The organism is Micromonospora coxensis (assembly GCF_900090295.1).
GTDB lineage: Bacteria > Actinomycetota > Actinomycetes > Mycobacteriales > Micromonosporaceae > Micromonospora > Micromonospora coxensis.
In genome coordinates this window covers 1,688,811-1,710,081 of sequence record NZ_LT607753.1, presented here as the reverse complement: position 1 = coordinate 1,710,081, position 21,271 = coordinate 1,688,811, and the positions used below count along the sequence as shown (strand labels likewise).

Here is a 21,271-nt window from a genome sequence, read left to right as displayed (position 1 = left end):
CCCCCGGCCGTTTCTCGCTCCCGCCCCGCCCCGCCCCGTCCGCCGGGCTCGGCGCGGTGCACGGTGAGCGGCGCCACGTCCTGGATGTGGTGGTGGTCCGCGAGGCGGAGGCCACCACACCCAGGACGCAGCGTGATCTCGACGGGTCGGCGGGTCGGCGGGTCAGGCGCGGCGGGCCAGCAGGCGGCGCGGGCTCCACCGGGCCAGCCGGTACCGGGCCTGTCCACCCCGTGCCACCAGCGACGAGGAGCGATCCGCGACGGCCAGCCGCCAGCGCAGCAGCACCGACGGCGGCAGCAGGGCGGCCAGCAGCCGGGTACGCCGGTCGGACCGGGCGGCGAGCGCCCCGCGTACCGAGGTCAGGGCCGGGTGCAGCGGCTCGCCGGTGAGCGGGTCGCGGGCGTAGCGGGCCCGCTCCTCCGCGCGGCCGAGCAGCCGTACCGCCGCCGTCGAGGTCGCGTCGTCGGCCAGGGCGTCCCGGACCAGGCGCTCCGCGGTCGCCCGGGGCGTCTCCGTCCGGTCGACGCGGACCCGGAAGTCGACCAGGGTGTCCAGCAGTTCGTCCCACGCCGCGTGGGCGTCGGCCCGGGCACGGTCCCGGTCCGCGCCGAGCACGACCATGCCGGTCGCCTCCGGGCCGGCGGCGTCGCCGGAACCGGCCGCCGTCACCGCCGCCGGGGCGGGCCGGACGTGCCGTCGGCGGCGCAGCGTCACCCGGCGCAGCGCCGGCACGGAGAGCAGGGCGAGCAGCGCCAGCACCCCGCCCGCCGTCCACCACGGCCAGGTGGGGGTACGACGTACCGGAGCGCCGGTGACCGGGTCGAAGCCCTCGTCGACCTCCCGGTCGGCCGGGTCCTGCCGGTCCGGCCCGGCGGTGGCGCCCGGGTCGTCCGGGGTGGCCCCCGGCGCGGAGGTGCTCGACGGCTCCGGGTCCGGGGCGTCGCTGTCCGGGGCCCAGGCCGAGCGGTTCGCGCCCTGCACGGCGTACGCGGGGGTGGGGTCGAACGGCACCCAGCCCATCTGGTCGAAGTAGACCTCCGTCCAGGCGTGCAGGTTGCGGTTGGTCAGCACCCAGGCGCCGTCCCCGGCGCCGGTGCCGTTGGTGAACCCGAACGCCACCCGGGCCGGGATGCCGGCGGAGCGCACCAGCCAGGCCATCGCCGCCGCGTACTGCTGGCAGAAGCCGACCTTGTTGGTGAGGAAGTCGACGATCTCCTGGCCGCTGGTGCCGCCCTTGGTGCTCAGCGAGTAGCTGAAGCCGTTGTCCCGGGAGAAGTAGTCGTAGATCGCCCGCACCTTGTCGTAGTCGGTGCGTTTTCCCTCGATCAGCCGGGACACCAGCAGGTCCACCTGCTGCACCGCCGGCCGGCGGGTCTGCTGGACGGCGATCGGGTGCTCGGCCGGCAGGGAGGGCGCGCGGCGCAGCGCCGCCGGGCTGTACGTCGACCGGACGTACTCGAAGGAGTAGCGCTTGCCCCGGGAGTTGTCCCGGTTGGAGAAGACGACGCCGAGGTTCTGGTCGTAGAGCCAGTTGCCGCTGAGGCCGTCCACGCCGACCGGATCGGAGTAGACCGGCACCAGCGGCATGGTCAGGTTGCGGCTGACCTCCACGGTCGCCCGGTGGCGCTGCTGCTCGACGCCCTGACGCGCGGGCACCTCGGGCAGGTCCCGGTCGACCCGCCGGCCGTTGGGCGGACGTACCCGGAAGCCGTCCGGACGCAGTTCGTCGGCGACCCCGAAGCGCAGGTAGAACGGGCTGGACTCGGTGGTGGTGACCTTGACCATCTCGGCCACCTCGGACTGGTTGAGCTGCCCGCTGAGCGCGGCGAACAGGTCGATCCGGCCGGGGCTCCCGCCCTGCCCGGGCCGTCCGTTGCCGGTGCCGTCGCCGGCGGTGTTGAACTGGTCGAGCAGCCCGCCGGTCATCCCCGGCACGGCCAGCGGCACGGCCACCGCCAGCGCCACGCCCACCACCGCCAGCCGGCGGCCGGCGGCGGCCAGCGGGGACGCCTCCCAGACGTCGACGTCGCGCCCCTCGCCGGTGAACCGGCGACCGAAGCGGCGTACCCGCTCCACGTTGTCGGTGACCAGCAGCCAGAGGTAGCCGCAGGCGCCGACGACGAACGGCACCGCCGGCACGCTGTCCACGTAGACCGCGACCGGCACCGAGTAGATCGCCAGCATCGGCAGGCCGGCCAGCGCCGGGCGGCGCAGTCCCACCGCCAGCAGGTCGACCAGCACGGCCACGGCGCCCACCCCGAGCACGGTGATGAACAGCAGCGGGGTGGTGTCCGGCACCTTCACGCCGTACGAGCGCATGTCCTGCACCGAGCCCTGCACCAGCTCGCCGAAGTGGGCCAGGGTGGCGGGGGTGGGGATGACCGCGACCAGTTCGGTGCCGCCGGGGAAGAGCCAGGTCAACGCCAGCAGCAGGCCGCCCAGCATGGCCAGCGCCTGTCCCCAGACCGGGGCGCGCAGCAGTCGGGCCAGCGCGGCCACGCCGGCCACCACGGCCACCGCGATGGCGGCCTGGATCAGCCAGGTCCACCGCTGGAAGATCGACGACAGTGGCGCCGCGGCGAGCAGTGTCGCCGCGGCGGCCACGAAGCCGAGGTTCCGGGACGCGATCACGATCTCACCCTCCCTGTCACCGGACGACGCCGGCGACCGTCTCGGCCATGGCCGCCCGCAGGGCGAACCCCTGCGAACCGCGGGCCGCCTGCGGCCACAGCGCCGGCAGCCGGCCGCCGTGGTCGACCCCGATCACCCGCCAGCCGCCCTGCAACAGGGCGAGCGCGGCGGCGCCGTGGGCGCGTTCGGACTCGGCGCGGGCCTTCTCCGGCAGGTTCAGCCAGGTGCTGCTGTCGATCAGGAAGCCCACACACGTCGCGCCGTTGCCGCGCAGGCCGGACAGCAGCTCGGCCTCGGCCGTGCCCAGCGACCCGAGCAGCGCGATGATCAGTCCGCCGTCGGCGCGCTGGCGGACCCGCTGCACCAGGGTCGCGACGTCGCCGCGCTGGTCGAGCCGGACGTCGGCCAGGTGATCGAGGAGCACGCCGTCGCCGGCCGCCTCGGTGGCGTCGACGTCCACCCCGGAGCCGGTGACCAGGCGCAGCTTGTAGCCCGACTGCCGCAGGTGCACGGCGACGCTCGCGGCGGCGGTGACCGCCCACTCGAAGCTGGCCGTCGGGCCGTCGCCGCGGTGGCCGTACGCGCGGGTGTCGAGCACCACGGTGGCCCGGCTCTCCCAGGGCTGCTCCTCGCGCCGCACCATCAGCTCGCCGGTGCGGGCGGTCGACTTCCAGTGCACCCGGCGCAGGTCGTCGCCCATCCGGTACTCCCGGGTGGCGGCGTCGTCCTCGCCGTGCACCGCCACCGACCGGGCCCGGCTGTCGCCGCTGCCGGCGTACTCACCCGGCAGGCGGACCGCCGGCAACGGGGTGACCTGCGGGATCACCGTCAGGTGGTCGGTGCTGGGGAAGGCCCGGGTCAGCTCGCAGAGCCCGAACGGGTCGGTCATCCGGACCACCAGCGGGCCCACCTCGTACCGGCCGCGCACGTCGGCGCGCACGGTGTACGCCACCGAGCTGGCCTGGTGCGCGCCGAGCCGCTCCAGCACCACCCGGGGCCGGCTGCCCAGCGCGTACGGCAGCCGGTCCTCCAGCAGCAGGGTGCCGGTGGGCAGCCGGGACATGTTCTGCAGGCGCAGCACGACCCGGGAGCTGGCCCCGACCGGCACCCGGTGCGGCTCCAGCGACCGGTTGCAGGCGAGCTTGTAGCGGCTGCGCCCGACGTACAGCGCGGCGAGCAGCGGCAGGGCGGCCAGCAGCACCGCCACCCGCAGCAGGTCCTTCTCCCCGAGGATGCCGGCGGAGACCGCCGCCGCGACCGCGGCCGCCAGGAACGAGCGGCCGCGGGTGGTCAGACCGCGCAGCCCGTCGCGCACGTCACGGCCTCCGCGGCTCGAACGGCGGACGACCGTTGCCGGGGTAGGCGGGCCGGGACGCGTCGTACGGGGTGCGCTTGCGGTCCTGCGGCAGCGCCAGCCGGTGCACCAGCTCGGAGACGATCGCGTCGGTGGTGCGCCGGGCGAGCTGGGCGTCGGCGGTCGGAATGATCCGGTGCGCCAGCACCGGCACCGCGAGGGCCTGCAGGTCGTCCGGGAGGACGTAGTCGCGCCCCTCCAGCGCCGCCACCGCGCGGGCGGTGCGCAGCAGTTGCAGGGTGGACCGCGGGGACGCGCCGAGGCGCAGCTCGGGCGACTCCCGGGTGGCGGTGACCAGGTCGACGGCGTACTGCTTGACGGCGTCGGCGACGTGCACCTGGCGGACCGTGGCGATCAGCCGGCGCACGGTGTCGGCGTCGGAGACCGGCCGCAGCTCCTGCAACGGGTCGGCGGCGCCGTGGCCGTCCAGCATGGCGAGCTCGGCCTCCGGGCCCGGGTAGCCCATCGCGATCCGCGCGGTGAACCGGTCGCGCTGGGCCTCGGGGAGGGGGTAGGTGCCCTCCATCTCAATCGGGTTCTGGGTGGCGATCACCATGAACGGCGTCTGGAGCTGGTACGTCACGCCGTCGACGGTGACCTGCCGCTCCTCCATGCACTCCAGCAGCGCGGACTGGGTCTTCGGCGAGGCCCGGTTGATCTCGTCGCCGACGACCAGGTTGGCGAAGACCGCGCCCGGGCGGAACTCGAAGTCGTGCGTCTCCTGGTTGTAGACGCTGACCCCGGTGACGTCGCTGGGCAGCAGGTCGGGGGTGAACTGGATCCGGCGCACCGAGCAGTCGATGGAGCGGGCCAGGGCCTTGGCCAGCTTCGTCTTGCCGACGCCCGGGACGTCCTCGATCAACAGGTGACCCTCGGCGAGCAGGACGGCCAGGGCGAGGCGCACGGTCGCGGTCTTGCCTTCGATGACCTGCTCGATGTTGGCCACGATGGCTTCGCTGGCGGCGCGGAACTCGTCGTGCGGCAGCAGGCCGCCCACCTCGTCCCAGGTCTGTTGTGTCACGGGCCTCCTCCTCGTCGCCGGAACGGCAGCTCTGTAAAGAGCACCTGGACCCGCCGTTGGGTTCGCGACGCCGAGCCACGTCTGCCGCAGAAATCTCACTGGCCTCTCAGGCTAACCATGTTTACCGCTGTCGCCGACCCCCGCAGGTAGTCCGTCGGTTACGCCCGGAAATTTCGCCGGTCGGGGGACGCATGCGTCCCTGCTCATCGGGTAGACGCGGCGTCTGATCCGGACGGGAGCGAACATGACGGACTCGGCTCTGCCGATCAACCTCGGTTACTGGCTGTTGGCATTCAGTCCGATCGTGGTCCTGCTGGTCCTGCTGGCGGTGCTGCGCTGGAAGGCTCCCGAGGCCGGCCCCGTCGGCATGTTCCTGGCCGCCGTGGTCGCGCTGGTCTTCTTCCGTACGCCCTTCGAGACCCTCGCCGTGGGCGCCGGCAAGGGCGTCTGGGACGCGGTGTTCATCCTGCTGGTGATCTGGCCGGCGCTGCTGCTGTACCGGGTGGGCACCGCCGCCGGTGCATTCGACGCGCTGCGCCGTGGCCTGTCCCGGTACAGCCGTAACCACGTGTTCCTGGTCCTCGGCTTCGGCTGGGTGTTCGCCTCCTTCATGCAGGGCATCGCCGGCTTCGGCGCGCCGATCGCCATCGTGGCGCCGCTGCTGCTGGCGATCGGGGTACGTCCCATCTACGCGGTGGCCATTCCGCTGATCGGGCACGCCTGGGCCAACATGTTCGGCACCCTGGCGGTCGGCTGGATCGCCACGTTGCAGGTGGTCGACCTGGACGATGAGCTGGGCACCGCGCTGATCACCGCGGTGCTGCTCGCCCCGGTGACGCTGATGGCCGGGGTCACCATCGCGTGGATGGCCGGGAGGGCACGGGGGGTCCGGGTCGCCTGGCCGCTGATCCTGATCATCTCGGCGCTGCACGCCGGGCTCCAGCTCGTGATCATGTACTGGGAGCCGCTGCTGTCCGCCTTCCTCGCCAGCACCGTCGCGCTGGTGGCGCTCTATCCGCTGTCGCGCTGGTCCCGCTACCGCGAGCCGGCCCGCGACGTTCGGGAACGTCCCGCCATGCGCGACGACGCCGGTGAGGGGGACGAGGAGGAGAACGAACCCGTCATGGGCCTCGGCTGGGCGCTGCTGCCGTACGCCGTGCTGACCCTGGTGGCCGTCCTCACCCTCGCGGTGCCGCCGGTGGTGAACCTGCTCGACCAGGTCGAGTTCGGGCCGCCCTTCCCCGGGGCGGACACCGGATACGACGTGGTGAACGAGGGTGAGCGACCGTACTCGCCGATCGCCCCGTTCACCCACCCGGGTCTATCGCTGGCCGTCGCGGTACTGGTCACCTGGCTGGTCTACCGGGCACGCGGCTTCTTCGCCCGGCAGCGGCAGCGGGAGGGCGGCCAGCCGATCTGGTCGAGCCTGGCCGGCGACGCCACCCCGGCCTCGGTCGCCATCCTGTCGTTCCTGGTGCTCGCCGCCGTGATGGAGCACTCGGGCCAGACCGACGTGCTGGCCCAGGGCCTGGAGCAGGTGTCCCCGCCGCTCGTCTACGCCTTCCTGGCCAACATCATCGGCTTGATCGGGGCGTTCATGACCTCCAGCAACACCGCCTCCAACGTGCTCTTCGCCCAGCTCCAGCAGGGCGTCGCCACCGGCACCGGACTCTCCGGCAACGCCGTCGTCGCCGCCCAGAGCGCCGGTGGCGCGATCGGCAACGCCGTCGCTCCGGCCAACATCGTCCTCGGCACCGGCACCGCCGGCATCGTCGGGCAGGAGGGCGCGGTGCTGCGCAAGACGCTGCCCTGGACGGTGGCCGCCGCGGTGGTGATCGGTCTGCTGACCCTGGTCTTCGTCTGACGGAAGGGAGCTGCCGTGAACGACCTGCGCTGGCTGTTGCTGGCCATGGTGCTGTGCCTCGTCGCGCTGCCGGCGCTCAGCGCCGGCACCGAGGCGGATGTCCCACCGTTGTGGTGGGCCGGTCTGGCCCTGGTCGCCGTGGCCGGGGTCATCCCCGTGGCGCTGCGGTTCGTGCCCCGCGGCGACGAAGGGAAGGACTGACCGGTGCCGCGCTTCCGAAAGATCTACGCCGACACCGGCGACGGCGGAGTCCAACTTGGCGCCAGCGCCGACCGGTGGCACCTGTACGAGGACTTCGTCCACCTGTCACCCCACCACACCGAGGGGAAACTGGTCCGCTTCGAGGCGGAGCTGCTCCCGTTCGTCGACAACCTCGACCGGGGCGCGCTGGCGGTGGTGGACATGCAGAACGACTTCTGCGCGCCCGGTGGGTGGACTCAGCGCTCCGGGCTCGATCACGAGGCGTGCCGGGCGGCGATCCCCGGTGTGCGGCGGGCCGTCACGGCAGCCCGCCGGCACGGCATGTTCGTCATCTGGATCTACTGGCACAACCGTCCCGACCTGCGCAACCTCGGGGCCCCCACGCTGCACTCCTTCAAGCACCGGCGGGACCAGCCGGGTATCGGCGAGGAACTGGAGCACGGCCAGGTGCTCACCGCCGGCTCCTGGGGCGCGCGGATGGTCGACGAACTGCAGGACCACATCACCGACGACGACATCCGGGTGGAGAAGGTGCGGATGAGCGGTTTCTACGGCACCCACCTCGACCAGGTGCTGCGCACCCAGGGCATCCAGACCCTCTTCGTGTGTGGCGTCAACGCCGACCAGTGCGTCAGCACCACGCTGGAGGACGCCTACTTCCGCGACTACAACCCGGTGCTCATCGCCGATGCCACCGCCACCTCCAGCCCCGCCTACTGCAAGGACGCCGTGGTGTTCAACACCAAGCAGTGCTGGGGGTTCGTCACCACCACCGACGCGTTCGCCGATCCGTCACCGTACCCGGGAGAGGGCTGAGATGACCGCGCCGCACGGACCCCGAACCGGCCGACCACCGACCCGAGCCGACCGCGGCGCGGTCTCCTCGCCACACGTGCTCGCCAGCGGCGCCGGGCTGGCCGTGCTGCGCCGCGGTGGCAGCGCGGTCGACGCGGCCATCGCGGTCAACACGCTGCTCTGCGTCGTGTACCCGCACATGGCGGGCCTCGGCGGGGACGGATTCTGGCTGATCGCCGGTCCGGACGGCCCGGTCCAGGCGCTCAACGCCTCCGGCCCGGCCGCCGCCACGGCGACCCGAGACTGGTACGCCGAGCGCGGCCACACCGAGCAGGTGCCGGTACGGGGAGCACTGTCCGCGCTGACCGTGCCGGGCGCCGTGGACGGCTGGCGGCTGGCCCACGAGCGGCACGGCCGGCTCGCCTGGGCCGACCTCTTCGACGACGCGGTGCACTACGCCCGGCACGGGGTGCCGGTGTCCCGCTCGCTCAGCGACTGGCTGGTCGAGGACCTCGAGCTGCTGTCCGGGGAGGAGAGCACCCGGCAGTTCGTACCCGACGGACGGGCGCTGCGCGAGGGGGACCGGTTGCGCCAGCCGGAGCTGGCCGCCTCGCTCGAGGCCATTGCCGCACACGGCGCCCGCGCCGGCTTCTACGAGGGCGACCTCGGGCGGCGCTTCTGCCGGGCGTTGGCGGTCGGCGGATCCCCCCTGCGCCCCGACGACCTGGTTGCCTACCACGCGCAGTGGGAGGAGCCGATCAGCACCGACTACCGCGGCCACACGGTGTACGAGCTGCGTCCCAACACTCAGGGCTTCGCCGCCCTGCAGATCCTCAACCTGGTCGAGGGCTTCGACGTGGCGGCCTGGGGCGACGGCACGCCCGACTACTACCACCACCTCGCCGAGGCGGTGAAGCTCGCCTTCGCCGACCGGGACGAGTGGCTGACCGACCGGCACTGGGTGGACATCCCGCTGCCCAGCCTGCTCGACAAGGAGTACGCGGCCCGCCGCCGCGCCCTGATCCGACCCGACCGGGCCATGGTGATGGACGAGGTGGAGCCGGGTCTGCGGTACTCCCCGCAGACGCACCGCCGCCCACCGGGCGGTGACACCTGCGCATTCACCGCAGTGGACCGGGACGGGCTGGCGGTCTCCGCCATCCAGTCCATCTACCACGACTTCGGTAGCGCGATGATCGCCGGTGACACCGGGATCATCCCCCAGAACCGCGGTTCGTTCTTCTCCCTCGACGAGACCCATCCCAACCGGATGGAACCCGGGAAGCGGACCTTCCACACCCTCATCCCGGGGCTCGTCTGCCGGGACGGGCGGCCCTGGCTCGCCTTCGGCAGCATGGGCGGGGAGGGCCAACCGCAGACCCACGCCGCCCTGCTGACCCGTCTGATCGACTTCGGGTACGACGTCCAGCAGGCCATCGAGGCGCCGCGCTGGCTCATGGGGCATACCTGGGGAACCACGGTCAAGGATCTCTCCCTGGAGGGTCGGATCGGTGACGAGGTCGCCCGGGAGCTGCAACGGCGCCGGCAGCCGGTGCGGATGCTGCCCAACTGGGACGACAACATGGGCCACGCCCACGCCATCCGCATCGACGCCGAACGAGGGCTCCTGGAGGCCGGCGCCGACCCGCGCGGCGACGGCGCCGCCCTCGGCTACTGACCGCCGCCCGTAATGATCCTGGCGGTCGTCCTCGTCTGGCAGGTCGCGCTCGCGGCCTGCGTACCCCTGCTCACCCGCCGGCTGGGCCGCGACGCCGGGTACCCGCTGGCCGCCGGATTCCTGGCGACGGCCGGGCTGCTGCTGGTGGCGCTGCCGGTGATCCTCGCCGACGAGACGGTGACGGTCGACTGGCGGTGGCTGCCCTCGCTGGACGTCTCGGCCGCCCTGCGGATGGACGCGCTCGCCCTCGTGTTCGCCCTGCTGGTGCTCGGCGTGGGCGCCCTCATCATGGCGTACTGTCCGCGCTACCTCGGTCGCCAGGAGTCGCACACCCGGACGTACCTGCTGCTGACCCTCTTCGCCACCGCCATGCTCGGCCTGGTCCTCGCCAACGACCTGCTGGTCCTGTTCGTCTTCTGGGAACTGACGTCGGTGCTGTCCTTCGTGCTGATCGGGCAGGGCCGGCCGGCCGCCGGTCCACCGGCGGTACGGGCGCTGCTGGTCACCTCGGGCGGCGGCCTGGCCCTGCTGGTCGCGGTCGTGATCCTCACCCTCGACCTCGGCACCAGCGACCTCGGCCGCATCCTCGCCGAACCGCAGCGGCTGGACGGTGGACCGGCCTGGGCGGCCGGCGCGCTGGTGCTGGTCGCGGCCTTCACCAAGTCCGCGCAGGCGCCGTTCCACTTCTGGCTGCCCGGCGCCATGGTCGCCATCACCCCGGTCAGCGCCTACCTGCACGCGGCCACCATGGTCAAGGCCGGCGTCTACCTGCTGATGCGGTTCTCCGCCCTGTTCGGCGGCCACCCCGGGTGGGACCTGACGCTGCTCACGGTCGGCCTGCTGACCGCCGTGCTCGGCGCCTTCCTGGCGTTGCGCCAGTACGACCTCAAGGCGCTGCTGGCGTACTCCACGGTGAGCCAGCTCGGGCTGATCGTCGGTGTCGTCGGGGTGGGCACCCCCGCCTCGGACGCGGCGGCCATCCTCTACACCGTCGCCCACGCGCTGTTCAAGGCGACGTTGTTCATGCTGGTCGGCATCATCGACCACGAGGCCGGCAGCCGGGACATCCGGGAGCTGTCCGGACTGCATCGGGTCATGCCCTCGACAGCCCTGTTCACCGCCCTCGCCGCCGCCACCATGGCCGGTCTGCCGCCGACGATCGGGTTCGTCGGCAAGGAGGCGATCTTCGAGGCCCTCGTCGAGGCGCACCACGTGCCCTGGTCCGGTCAGCTGGCGGCCGGGCTCGGGGTGCTGGCCGCGGTGCTGACCTTCGCGTACGCGGCCCGACTGGTCCACGGTGTCTTCACCGGCCCGCTGCGCCAACCGGGACTACGCGCCCCGCGGCGCTCCTTCGTCGCGCCCGCCGCGGTGGCCGCGATCCTGGCCGCCGTGCTGGGACCGTCCGTCACCCTGCTCAGTCCTGTCGTGCAGCGCGCCGCGAACGACGCCCGCCCCCAGGGGGAACCGCCGTACCTGGCGTTCTGGCACGGCTTCACCGTGGCCCTCGGACTCTCCGCGCTCACCGTTCTGCTCGGTACCCTGCTCTTCCTGTTCCGCGCCCGGGCCGACCGGCTGCTGCGTCACCTGCCCACCACGACGCCCTTCGCCGTCCGGTTCGAGGCCGGTCGCGTCCGGTTGCTGCACCTCGGCGCCCCGGTCGCCCGACCGGCGCGGGCCGCCGGACCGGCGGCGTTCCTGCTCCGGCCGGTGCTGGCCGTGCCGGTGCTGGCCGTGGTGGCCGCGGTCGCCCTCGGCCCGCTGCCGCCGCCGGTGCGCGAGGCGACCCGCCCCGGCGACGCGGTGCTGCTGCTCCTGCTCGTGGTGACCCTGGCCGGACTGGTCACGGTGCGCTCGGCACTGGGCGCGGTCGGCCTCACCGGCACGGTCGGCCTGGTGCTGTCCGTCTGGTTCGTCACCGCCGGGGCGCCCGACGTCGCGTTGACGCTGCTGCTGGTCGAGGTGCTCACCACCATCGTGGTGATGCTGGTGCTGCGCCGCCGGGAGCCGCGACTACCCCCGCGCGGCTCCCGGCGCGCCGTGCTGGCCGGCGCGGTGCTGGCCGGTGCGACCGGGCTGGCCGCGGCGGCCGGCACCGCGGCGTTGACCGGTCGGCGTGAGTTGTCGGCACCCGGCCGGTACCTGCTGGCCGAGGCGGGGCCGACCACCGGCGGGAGCAACGTGGTCAACACCATCCTGGTGGAGTTCCGGGCGCTGGACACCCTCGGCGAGTCGGTGGTCCTGGCCGTCGTGGCTCTCGGGCTGGTCTCGCTCGCCGACCGGTTCACCCCGCCGGAGCGGGGCCCTGCCCCCGCCGCCGACCCGGTGCTCGTGTTCGCCCACCGGCTGCTCGCCCCGGTGATGCTGGTGGTGTCGGGCTTCCTCTTCGTCCGCGGGCACGAGGAGATCGGTGGCGGCTTCATCGGCGCCCTGCTGGCCGGGACCGCCGTCGGGCTGGGTCACCTCGCGTACGCCGGCACCGCGACGCCCCTGCTCGGCCGGCTGCGCACCCGGCCCCTGCTGGTGGCCGGGCTACTGCTCTGCGTCGGTGTGGGGCTGGCCGCCCTGCCGCTGGGCAGGCCGTTCCTCAGCCTCGGCAAGGCCGGCCTGCCCGGCGGGGCGGCCCTGCCCTTCTCCACCAGTCTGCTGTTCGACCTCGGGGTCTACCTGATCGTGCTCGCGCTGATCGTGGCGGCGGTCCGCCGGCTCGACGTGCCGACCTCGGCGGCCGTGACGGGAGAGCGGCGGTGACCGCCGCCGTCGCCGTGGGCGTGCTGGTGGCCGCCGCGGTCCACCTGCTGCTCCAGCGCGGCCAGCTCCGGGTGATCCTCGGTTTCGTCCTGCTCGGGCACGCGGTCAACGTCCTGCTGCTCTCCGCCGGCGGGCTGGACCGGCGGACACCCGCCTTCGACGGCGCCGGCGAGCAGACCGCGGACCCGCTGCCGCAGGCGTTCGCGCTCACCGCCATCGTGATCAGCTTCGGTATCACGCTCTACCTGCTCGGGCTGCTCGGAGCGGACGTCCCGGCCGGCGACGGTGGCGCGGAGGAGACCGCCGACGGACGCTCGGCCGCCGAGGGCGGCGACGGTGACGACGGTCGCGAGGGGCGGGGAGCGCGGTGAGCCGGCTGCTGGTGCTGCCGCTCGCCGGCCCGCTGCTGACCGCCGCGCTGCTGCTCGCCGCACCGCGACGACGTACGGCACACCGGGTGGCCGGTCTCGCCGTGACCGCCGCCGTGCTGGCCTGGGCAGTGGTGCTGCTGGTGGTCACCCGCGACGGAACGGTGCTGGCCGAGCGGATCGGCGGCTGGCCTCCGCTGGTGGCGATCGGCTTCGCCGCCGACGCGTTCAGCGCGCTGCTGGTCACCGTCTGCGCGCTGGTGGTGCTGGCCTGCCTCGCCACGACCGCCGTATCCGGCGACGACCACGATCCGCTGTTCGTGCCACTGGTGCTCGTGCTGTCGGCCGGTGCCTACGGCGTGTTCCTCACCGCCGACCTGTTCAACCTGTTCGTGCTGGTCGAGGTCATGCTGGTGCCGTCCTACGTGCTCGTCGCGCGCGGCGGCGGCGCCGACCGGCTCGGCGCCGCCCGGGTGTACGTGGCGATGAACCTGCTCGCCTCGACGATCCTGCTGGCCGGGGTCGGTCTGGTCTACGGGGTGACCGGCTCGGTGCGTTTCGGCGACCTGGCCGCCGCGGCGCGTACCTCGCCCACGGTGGGCGTGGCCGCGGGCGTCGTGCTGCTGGCGCTGGCGGTCAAGAGCGCCGTCGTACCGTGGCACGACTGGCTGCCCAGGACCTACCCCGAGGCGTCGCCGGTGGTGCTGGCGCTCTTCTCCGGGCTGCTCACCAAGGTCGGCCTCTACGCCCTGATCCGGATCTACGCCGTCGTGTACGACGGCGATCCGGCGTACCACTGGGTGATCGCCACGGCCGCGCTGCTCAGCATGGTGGTGGGGGTGCTCGGCGCGCTCGGGGAGGCGACGATGCGGCGGGTGCTCACCTTCCACATGGTCAGCCAGATCGGGTACGTCCTGCTGGGGCTGGCCCTGTTCACCGCCGCGAGCCTCGCCGCGGCCGTCTTCTACCTGGCGCAGTACATCCTGGTGAAGGCGGCGTTGTTCCTCTGCGCCGCCGCGGTGCACACCGGTCACCGGACCGACCGGCTGGACCGGCTCGGCGGCCTGGCCACCCTCCGTCCGCTGCTGGCCCTGGCCTTCGCCGGCGCCGCGCTATCCCTGGCCGGGCTCCCGCCGTTCTCCGGGTTCGTGGCGAAGTTCCTGCTGATCCGGGCGGTCGGCGACGCCGGGCACTGGGTCGCGGTGACGGTGGCCGTCGGCGTCAGCCTGCTCACGCTGGCCTCGATGCTCAAGATCTGGGGTGCCGCGTTCTGGGGACAGCCCTCCGGACCGGACGGGGTGGGGGCGGTCCGCCTGCCGGCCCGGGTGGTGCTGCCGGCGTTGACCCTGGCGGTGGTGTCGTTGCTGCTCGGGCCGGTGGCGCAGCCCCTGCTCGGGCTGGCCGACACGGCGGCGGCCGGTCTGCTCGATCCCGCCGCCTACCTACGGGCGGTGAACGGACGGTGAGCGCGGACGTCGGGCGACGAGCGGTGGTGCGTACCGGGCGGATCCTGCGCTTCCTCGGGTGGTTCGCCGCCCGCCTGGTGGTGGCCAACCTGGTCGTCGCCCGGGAGATCCTGACCCCGGGCTGGCGGCTGTGCCCGGCGATCGTCCGGGTGCCGCTGCCCGGGGCGAGCAGTACCGAGGTGGTGCTGACGGCGCTCTGCGTCGGGCTGACCCCGGGCACCCTCACGGTGGCGGTCCGGACGAGCCCGCCGGTGCTCTTCGTGCACGGCATGTACGCCGACGATCCGGACGGGTTCCGTCGCCAGATCGTCGAACTCCAGCGCAATCTGCTGTCGGCCGTGCGCCCCGTCGGCCGGCGGCCGGCCGGACCGGCGCCCGCGGCCGGCGACCCGGACGGGAGGTGAGGGCGTGATCCTGCTCGACGTGGTGCTCGCCGTGCTCGCGCTGTCGGCGCTGCCGGTGATCTGGCGGCTGGCCGTCGGCCCGACGGACGCGGACCGGGCGGCGGCCCTGGATCTGGGCTTCTTCGTCGTCCTGGCCGCGATGGCCGTACTGGCCGCCCGGCTGGACTTCCCGGCCCTGCTGGACCTGGTGCTGACCGGCACCCTGGTGGCCTTCCTGGCCACGGTCGCCCTGGCCCGCCTGGTGCACCGGCGGTCCCGCTGATGCGTACCGTGCTGGCGGCGGTCCTGCTGCTGGTGGGGGCCGGCCTGATCGCGGTCAGCGCCCTGGGCCTGCTGCGACTGCCGGACGTCTACAACCGGATGAACGCCGTGGCCAAGGCGGCGAGTCTGGGCGTGGTGTGCGTCCTGCTGGGGGTGCTGGTGCTGGTGTTCGACGCGCGCAGCGCGGTGGTGGTCGCCGTGGCCATCGGACTGCAACTGGTCAGCGCGCCGGTGGGTGGCTACGCGCTCGCCGTGGCGTCCTACCGGGCGGGCAGCCCACTGGCCCCGGTGACCCGGTACGACGATCTCGCCGACGCCGGGTTCGGCGCCGGCCCCGGGAGCGACCCGCCGGGCGGCAGGGCGGGCGGCAGGGCGGGCGGCACGGCGGGCGGCGGGTCCACGGGTGGGTAACCGTGTACCCGTCGTGTTCCGGCCGGCGGTAGACTGCGGGACATGTCCGTGGCCGGTCTGCTTCTTACCGAGCCGTGCTGACGCACTGACCTGCGACAGCACGGCCGCCCCTCCTGCGCGAGGGGCTTTTTTGTGCCTGCCGGACGAGACCGACCCGCATCCCGCGGTACGACGAACAGCGGATCGAGGAGAGACGCCATGAGTGAGGCAGCCGCACCGGCCAGTGACGTGCCACCGTTCCGGTACACGGCCGCCCTGGCCGACGAGATCGAGCGGCGCTGGCAGGACGCCTGGGCGCGCGAGGGCACCTTCCACGCCCCCAACCCGACCGGTCCGCTGGCCGACCCGCGGCACCCGCGCGCCGGCGCGGAGAAGCTGTACGTGCTGGACATGTTCCCCTACCCGTCGGGCGCCGGCCTGCACGTCGGGCACCCGCTGGGCTACATCGGCACCGACTGCTTCGCCCGCTACCAGCGGATGGCCGGGCGCAACGTGCTGCACGCGATGGGCTTCGACGCGTTCGGCCTGCCCGCCGAGCAGTACGCGGTGCAGACCGGCACCCACCCCCGCACCACCACCGTGGCGAACATCGAGCGGTACAAGGCGCAGCTGCGCCGGCTGGGCCTGGCCCACGACGAGCGGCGCTCGGTGGCCACCATCGACACCGACTTCTACCGCTGGACGCAGTGGATCTTCCTGCAGGTCTTCAACTCCTGGTACGACACCGCGGCGAAGAAGGCCCGGCCGGTCGCCGAGCTGATCGCCGAGTTCGAGGGGGGCACCCGGCCCACCCCGGACGGCCGCCCCTGGGCCGAGCTGACCGTGGCCGAGCGGCGGGCGATCGTCGACGACCACCGGCTGGCGTACGTCTCGCAGGCGCCGGTCAACTGGTGCCCCGGGCTGGGCACCGTGCTGGCCAACGAGGAGGTCACCGCCGACGGCCGCTCCGAGCGGGGCAACTACCCGGTCTTCAAGCGCAACCTGAAGCAGTGGATGATGCGGATCACCGCGTACGGTGACCGGCTGCTGGACGACCTGGACACCCTGGACTGGCCCGAGCCGATCAAGCTGATGCAGCGCAACTGGATCGGCCGCTCCACCGGCGCGCACATCGACTTCCCGACCGCCGCCGGGCCGGTGCGGGTGTTCACGACCCGGCCGGACACCGTCTTCGGCGCCACCTACATGGTGCTGGCCCCCGAGCACGAGCTGGTCGACGTGCTGGTCCCGGCGGCCTGGCCGGAGGGGACCCGGGACGCCTGGACCGGCGGGCACGCCAGCCCGCGCGCGGCGGTCGAGGCGTACCGGAAGGCGGCGGCGGCCAAGACCGACATGGAGCGGCAGGCCGACACCAGGGAGAAGACCGGTGTCTTCGTCGGCGCGTACGCCACCAACCCGGTGACCGGGGGACAGGTCCCGATCTTCATCGCCGACTACGTCCTGGCCGGCTACGGCACCGGCGCGATCATGGCGGTCCCCGCCCAGGACGAGCGGGACTGGGCGTTCGCCGAGGTCTTCGACCTGCCGATCGTGCGGACCGTGCAGCCGCCGGACGGCTTCGACGGCAAGGCGTACACCGGGGACGGCCCGGCGGTCAACAGCGCCGCGCCCGAGCGCGGCCTGGACCTGAACGGCCTGGGGGTCGCCGAGGCCAAGGCCCGCATCATCGAGTGGCTGGAGGCCAACGGCCACGGCAGCGGCGCGGTCACCTACCGGCTGCGCGACTGGCTGTTCTCCCGGCAGCGCTACTGGGGCGAGCCGTTCCCGATCGTGTACGACGAGACCGGGGCCGCCATCGCGCTGCCCGAGCAGATGCTGCCGGTCGAGCTGCCCGAGGTGGACGACTTCTCGCCGAAGACGTTCGACCCGGACGACGCCGACAGCAACCCGGAGACCCCGCTGTCGCGCCGGCGCGACTGGGTCGAGGTGGAGCTGGACCTGGGTGACGGCCCGAAGCGGTACACCCGGGAGACCAACGTGATGCCGCAGTGGGCCGGCTCCTGCTGGTACGAGCTGCGCTACCTGGACCCGACCAACGCCGAGCGCTTCGTCGACGCGGAGAACGAGCGGTACTGGATGGGTCCGCGCGGCGAGGGCGACTGCGGCGGCACCGACCTGTACGTCGGCGGGGCCGAGCACGCCGTGCTGCACCTGCTGTACGCCCGGTTCTGGCACAAGGTGCTGTACGACCTGGGCCACGTGTCGAGCTTCGAGCCGTTCCGCAAGCTGTTCAACCAGGGCATGATCCAGGCGTACGCGTACACCGACGCGCGGGGCGCGTACGTGCCCGCCGAGGACGTGACCGAGCGCGACGGCGGCTTCTACCTGGGCGACACCGCGGTCAACCGCGAGTACGGCAAGATGGGCAAGTCCCTGAAGAACGTCGTCACCCCGGACGAGATGTGCGCGGCGTACGGCGCGGACACCTTCCGGGTGTACGAGATGTCGATGGGCCCGCTGGAGGTGTCCCGCCCGTGGGAGACCCGGGCGGTCGTCGGGTCGTACCGGTTCCTGCAGCGGGTCTGGCGGGCGGTCGTCGACGAGCAGACCGGCGCGCTGCGGGTCACCGACGCGCCGGCCGACGAGGCGACCCGTCGGCTGCTGCACAAGGTGGTCGACGGGGTCCGCGCCGACATGGAGGGCATCCGGTTCAACACCGCGATCGCCAAGCTGATCGAGCTGACCAACGCGATCACCCGGCTGTCGGAGACGCCGCGCGAGGTGGCCGAGCCGCTGGTGCTGATGCTGGCGCCGTTCGCCCCGCACGTCGCCGAGGAGCTGTGGCGGCGGCTGGGCCACGACACCTCGCTGGCGTACGCGGACTTCCCGACCGCCGATCCGGCGCTGCTGGTGGCCGAGACGGTCACCTATCCGGTGCAGGTCAACGGCAAGGTGCGCGGCCGGATCGAGGTGGCCGCCGACGCCGCCGAGGACGACGTGCGCACGGCGGCGCTGGAGGCGGTGGCCGGTGCGCTGGCCGGCAAGGAGCCGCGCAAGGTCATCGTGGTGAAGGGCCGGATGGTCTCGGTCGTCGTCTGAGCGGTGCGGCCCCCGGGGCGGGTCCCGACCGGGACCCGCCCCGGGGGCTCCCTCCCCATCGGTCGGCGGCACTCCTGCCAGAAGGCGCCGCGACCGTTCCCAGGCTGTTCCCGGGCCGTGTCCGGGCTGCTCCTCGCGGTCGGGACGCGCCGGTGTCGGGACGTGGCGGGGCGGACCGGCCGGTGTCAGAGGTGCGGGTCGGTGATGTCGAGCCGGCGCTGCCGTTCGGCCCGCCACCAGCGGTGCACCAGCACCGCGCTGGCGATCAGCCCGAGGCTGGCGGGGGCGACGGCGAGCCAGTTGACCTCACCCGGCGAGGTGACCGCCGCGCCGACGGCGGCGTAGCCGAACGCGGTCGGCGCGGAGGCGATCACGCTGCCGACGAGGAACGGCAGCACCCGGGCCCCGGTGGTGCCGTAGCCGTAGCTGATCAGGCCGTACCCGGAGATCGGCAGCAGCCGTACGGTGATCACCCCGAGCACGCTCTGCCGGGCGAACCAGCCGTCGAGGCGGGCCAGCCGGCCGCGGACCCGTTCCGCGACGAACTCCCGGCCCAGCACCCGGCCGACCGCGAAGCCCAGCGCCGCCGCGAGCAGCGCCGCGCCCAAGGCGTACGCGGCCCCTTCCAGGGCGCCGAAGATCGCGCCGGAGGCGAGCGTGACGAAGGTCCGGGGGACCAGCGCGACCAGCAGCAGCGCCCCGGTCAGCACGGCCACCGCCGGGGCGTACCCGCCCAGGGTGTCGGCGAGGTCCGGCAGGGCGCGCGGGTCCGGGCGGGGCACCACCAGCAGCAGCACCCCGAACCCGGCGAGCAGGAGCAGCAGCAGGGCGAACCGACGTGCCGACGGCTGCCCGAGCAGCCGCCGGACGGCGGGGATCATGCCCGGGCGGCGGCGGCCACCGCGGCGCGGCGCTCCGAGCGGAGCCGGTCGGCCCAGGTGTCGTCCAGCGGGGGGAGCTGGTGCGCGCCGGTCGCCCAGCGCAGCAGCAGGTCGGCCAGGGCCGGGTTGCGGGCCAGCGCCGGCCCGTGCGAGTACGTGCCGAGCAGCTTGCCCCGCCACGCGCCCTCGGTGGCCCCGTCGTTGCCCACGCCGGCGGTGACCCGGGCCAGCGGCGAGACGCCCGGACCGAGGTGGGTGCGCCCGCCGTGGTTCTCGAACCCGGACAGCGCCGGGATGCCCAGCCGCGGGTCGACGTCGCCGGCCAGCTCGCCGACGGCCCGGGCGGGGCCCCGGTCGGAGGAGAGGTCCAGCAGCTCCAGGCCGGCGCACTTGGTGCCCTTGGCGAAGAAGGAGGTGCCGAGGAGCTGGTAGCCGGCGCAGACACCGAAGACGACCGACCCCTGGGCCACCGCCCGGTGCAGGCCACCGTCGGCGAGCAGCCGCTGCGCGCCGAGCGCCTGGGGGCCGTCCTCGCCGCCGCCGATGAGGTAGATGTCGGCGGTGGCGGGCAGCCGCTGGTCGGAGCGGACCTCCAGCACCTCGACCGGCATCCCGCGGCGCTGCGCCCGGCGGGCCAGGATCAGCACGTTGCCCCGGTCGCCGTAGGTGGAGAGCAGGTCGGGGTAGATCCAGACGATGCGCAGGCTCTCAGTTGACACGGTCCAACTCCGCTCGGATGTCCTGGAAGGCGGTGTAATTGGCGATGACCTCCAGCCGGCCCGGCGGGACCGTCCGGACCGCCTCGTCGAAGGTGCGCACGTGCTGGAACGGCACGTCGTTGATCTCCAGCCGGACCGCCAGGTCGTAGGCCCGGTCGCCGGTGATGAGCACCTGCCGGCCGCGCAGCGGGGCGAAGTCGACGTCGAAGAGCCAGGAGGTGTCCAGGCCGTCGGGGTCACGGGCGTTGATGGAGAGCAGTGTCGGGGCCTCGTCGGCCATGTCGAACGCCTCCAGCCAGCTGGCCGGGTTCTTCGCCAGCAGCAGCCGGATGTTGCGCCCGTCCCGGACGACCTGGGCGTACCGGCCGGCGACCGAGGTGACCGTCCCGAGCCGGGAGACCGCGTCGACGGGGCGTACCCCGAACTCGGCGGCGACGGCCAGCGCGGTGGCCGCGTTGCCGACGTTGACCTTGCCGGGGAGCTGCAGGCTCACCTTGTGCCAGGCGCCGGTGGGGTCGAGGACGCCGTCGTCCTCCACCGTCCAGTGCGGCTCGGGGCGGCGCAGCGGGCAGCCGGTGCACCACCACTGCTCTCCTGAGCGCTGGATGGTGGAGCCGCACTCCGGGCAGACCCAGGAGTCGTCGTGCCAGCGCTGACCGGCGCTGAACCAGGTGACGTGCGGGGCGTTGACCCCGCGCGCCGGGTCGGCCGGCGGGGTGGCGGCCCAGACCACCATCGGGTCGTCGGCGTTGGCGACCACCCGGACGTCGGCGTGCCGGACCAGCGCGGCGCGCCAGAGCTGCGCCATCATGGCCACCTCCTTGGCCCGGTCCAGCTGGTCGCGGGAGAGGTTGAGCAGCGCCACCACGTGCGGCTCGGTGGCCTCCAGCACCTGCGCGAGGTAGTGCTCGTCCACCTCCAGCACCGCGTACGGGGTGCTGCCCGCCTTGGCCAGCGCGGAGGTGTGGCCGGTCGGCATGTTGGCGCCGAAGGAGTTGGTGGCGACCCGGCCGAGGACGCCCACGGCGGCGGCGGCGAGCCGGGTGGTGGTGGTCTTTCCGTTGGTGCCGGAGATCAGCGCGATGGCGCGGCCGGCGGAGAGGTGGGCAAGCAGGTCCGGGTCGATCTTCAGGCCGATCCAGCCGCCGATCACCGAGCCGTCGCCCCGACCGGCGGCGCGCGACAGCGCCGCGGCCGTCCGCGACACGGAGCTGGCCACCTTCGCCCGCAGGGGCATCTTCGCGTCCGTCACGGCAGCGAGGTTACCGGACCCGCACGCCCCCCAGATCGCCGCCGACGGCGAACCGTTCGGCCGGGGTCACCCGGGCGTCCGGCCGGACCGCGCTCCGCCGGACGGAGTCGATCAATGTCGGGTAGTGGACGCGCCGCCGGGGGCGCTCCGGCCCTCCACTCCGCTCCACCCCGTTTGA

The 21,271-nt window shown here is 73.6% G+C and carries 17 protein-coding genes; 11 read left to right on the top strand and 6 right to left on the bottom strand.

Annotation, left to right across the window (positions count from 1 at the left end; translation table 11 throughout):
* Positions 1 to 162 precede the first annotated feature (162 nt).
* From GA0070614_RS07490 to GA0070614_RS07480, 3 genes are read right to left on the bottom strand one after another with little or no spacing between them, the layout of a single operon-like run.
* Positions 163 to 2,631, bottom strand: a complete 2,469-nt coding sequence (locus GA0070614_RS07490; RefSeq protein ID WP_088975266.1) for a transglutaminase TgpA family protein — start codon at positions 2,629 to 2,631, stop codon at positions 163 to 165.
* Positions 2,632 to 2,647: 16 nt separating this feature from the next.
* On the bottom strand, positions 2,648 to 3,946 hold the full coding sequence (locus GA0070614_RS07485; RefSeq protein ID WP_088975265.1) for a DUF58 domain-containing protein: 1,299 nt from the start codon (positions 3,944 to 3,946) through the stop codon (positions 2,648 to 2,650).
* 1 nt (position 3,947) lies between these two features.
* Complete coding sequence (locus GA0070614_RS07480) at positions 3,948 to 5,006, bottom strand: AAA family ATPase (RefSeq protein WP_088975264.1); 1,059 nt, start codon at positions 5,004 to 5,006, stop codon at positions 3,948 to 3,950.
* A gap of 244 nt (positions 5,007 to 5,250) precedes the next feature.
* Here GA0070614_RS07480 and GA0070614_RS07475 point away from each other — a divergent pair, with 244 nt between their 5' ends.
* The 11 genes from GA0070614_RS07475 to leuS all read left to right on the top strand — a co-directional run bounded on the left by GA0070614_RS07475 (position 5,251) and on the right by leuS (position 18,241).
* Positions 5,251 to 6,870: an L-lactate permease gene (locus tag GA0070614_RS07475; protein WP_088975263.1), complete on the top strand. Its 1,620-nt coding sequence runs from the start codon at positions 5,251 to 5,253 to the stop codon at positions 6,868 to 6,870.
* A gap of 15 nt (positions 6,871 to 6,885) precedes the next feature.
* Positions 6,886 to 7,071 (top strand): hypothetical protein, encoded by a 186-nt coding sequence (locus GA0070614_RS07470; protein WP_088975262.1) that lies wholly within the window; start codon positions 6,886 to 6,888, stop codon positions 7,069 to 7,071.
* Between the two features lie 3 nt (positions 7,072 to 7,074).
* Complete coding sequence (locus GA0070614_RS07465; protein WP_088975261.1) at positions 7,075 to 7,887, top strand: cysteine hydrolase family protein; 813 nt, start codon at positions 7,075 to 7,077, stop codon at positions 7,885 to 7,887.
* A gap of 1 nt (position 7,888) precedes the next feature.
* On the top strand, positions 7,889 to 9,544 hold the full coding sequence (gene ggt / locus GA0070614_RS07460; RefSeq protein ID WP_088975260.1) for a gamma-glutamyltransferase: 1,656 nt from the start codon (positions 7,889 to 7,891) through the stop codon (positions 9,542 to 9,544).
* 12 nt (positions 9,545 to 9,556) lie between these two features.
* The gene (gene mbhE, locus GA0070614_RS07455; RefSeq protein WP_088975259.1) at positions 9,557 to 12,292 is read left to right on the top strand and encodes a hydrogen gas-evolving membrane-bound hydrogenase subunit E; all 2,736 of its coding nucleotides are present in this window, start codon (positions 9,557 to 9,559) and stop codon (positions 12,290 to 12,292) included.
* Positions 12,289 to 12,663, top strand: a complete 375-nt coding sequence (locus GA0070614_RS07450) for a sodium:proton antiporter (protein ID WP_088975258.1) — start codon at positions 12,289 to 12,291, stop codon at positions 12,661 to 12,663. Before mbhE ends, GA0070614_RS07450 begins: the two co-directional genes overlap by 4 nt.
* Positions 12,660 to 14,126, top strand: coding sequence for a monovalent cation/H+ antiporter subunit D family protein (locus GA0070614_RS07445; protein ID WP_088975257.1), 1,467 nt, complete (start codon positions 12,660 to 12,662; stop codon positions 14,124 to 14,126). Before GA0070614_RS07450 ends, GA0070614_RS07445 begins: the two co-directional genes overlap by 4 nt.
* The gene (locus GA0070614_RS07440; protein ID WP_088975256.1) at positions 14,123 to 14,530 is read left to right on the top strand and encodes a Na+/H+ antiporter subunit E; all 408 of its coding nucleotides are present in this window, start codon (positions 14,123 to 14,125) and stop codon (positions 14,528 to 14,530) included. The genes GA0070614_RS07445 and GA0070614_RS07440 overlap by 4 nt, the downstream gene beginning before the upstream one ends.
* 4 nt (positions 14,531 to 14,534) lie before the next feature.
* Complete coding sequence (locus GA0070614_RS07435; RefSeq protein WP_088975255.1) at positions 14,535 to 14,792, top strand: monovalent cation/H+ antiporter complex subunit F; 258 nt, start codon at positions 14,535 to 14,537, stop codon at positions 14,790 to 14,792.
* Positions 14,789 to 15,202 carry a monovalent cation/H(+) antiporter subunit G gene (gene mnhG, locus GA0070614_RS07430; protein ID WP_088975254.1) on the top strand — a complete coding sequence of 138 codons (414 nt, stop codon included), beginning with the start codon at positions 14,789 to 14,791 and terminating at the stop codon, positions 15,200 to 15,202. Before GA0070614_RS07435 ends, mnhG begins: the two co-directional genes overlap by 4 nt.
* A 198-nt stretch (positions 15,203 to 15,400) precedes the next feature.
* Positions 15,401 to 18,241, top strand: a complete 2,841-nt coding sequence (leuS, locus tag GA0070614_RS07425) for a leucine--tRNA ligase (RefSeq protein ID WP_088975253.1) — start codon at positions 15,401 to 15,403, stop codon at positions 18,239 to 18,241.
* Between the two features lie 185 nt (positions 18,242 to 18,426).
* On the opposite strand, the gene GA0070614_RS07420 is transcribed toward leuS, so the two are convergent.
* From GA0070614_RS07420 to GA0070614_RS07410, 3 genes are read right to left on the bottom strand one after another with little or no spacing between them, the layout of a single operon-like run.
* Positions 18,427 to 19,122 carry a TVP38/TMEM64 family protein gene (locus tag GA0070614_RS07420; protein WP_088975252.1) on the bottom strand — a complete coding sequence of 232 codons (696 nt, stop codon included), beginning with the start codon at positions 19,120 to 19,122 and terminating at the stop codon, positions 18,427 to 18,429.
* Positions 19,119 to 19,841, bottom strand: a complete 723-nt coding sequence (locus GA0070614_RS07415) for a type 1 glutamine amidotransferase (protein WP_088975251.1) — start codon at positions 19,839 to 19,841, stop codon at positions 19,119 to 19,121. The genes GA0070614_RS07420 and GA0070614_RS07415 overlap by 4 nt, the downstream gene beginning before the upstream one ends.
* Positions 19,831 to 21,078, bottom strand: a complete 1,248-nt coding sequence (locus GA0070614_RS07410) for a MurT ligase domain-containing protein (RefSeq protein WP_088979298.1) — start codon at positions 21,076 to 21,078, stop codon at positions 19,831 to 19,833. The genes GA0070614_RS07415 and GA0070614_RS07410 overlap by 11 nt, the downstream gene beginning before the upstream one ends.
* Between the last annotated feature and the right edge of the window lie 193 nt (positions 21,079 to 21,271).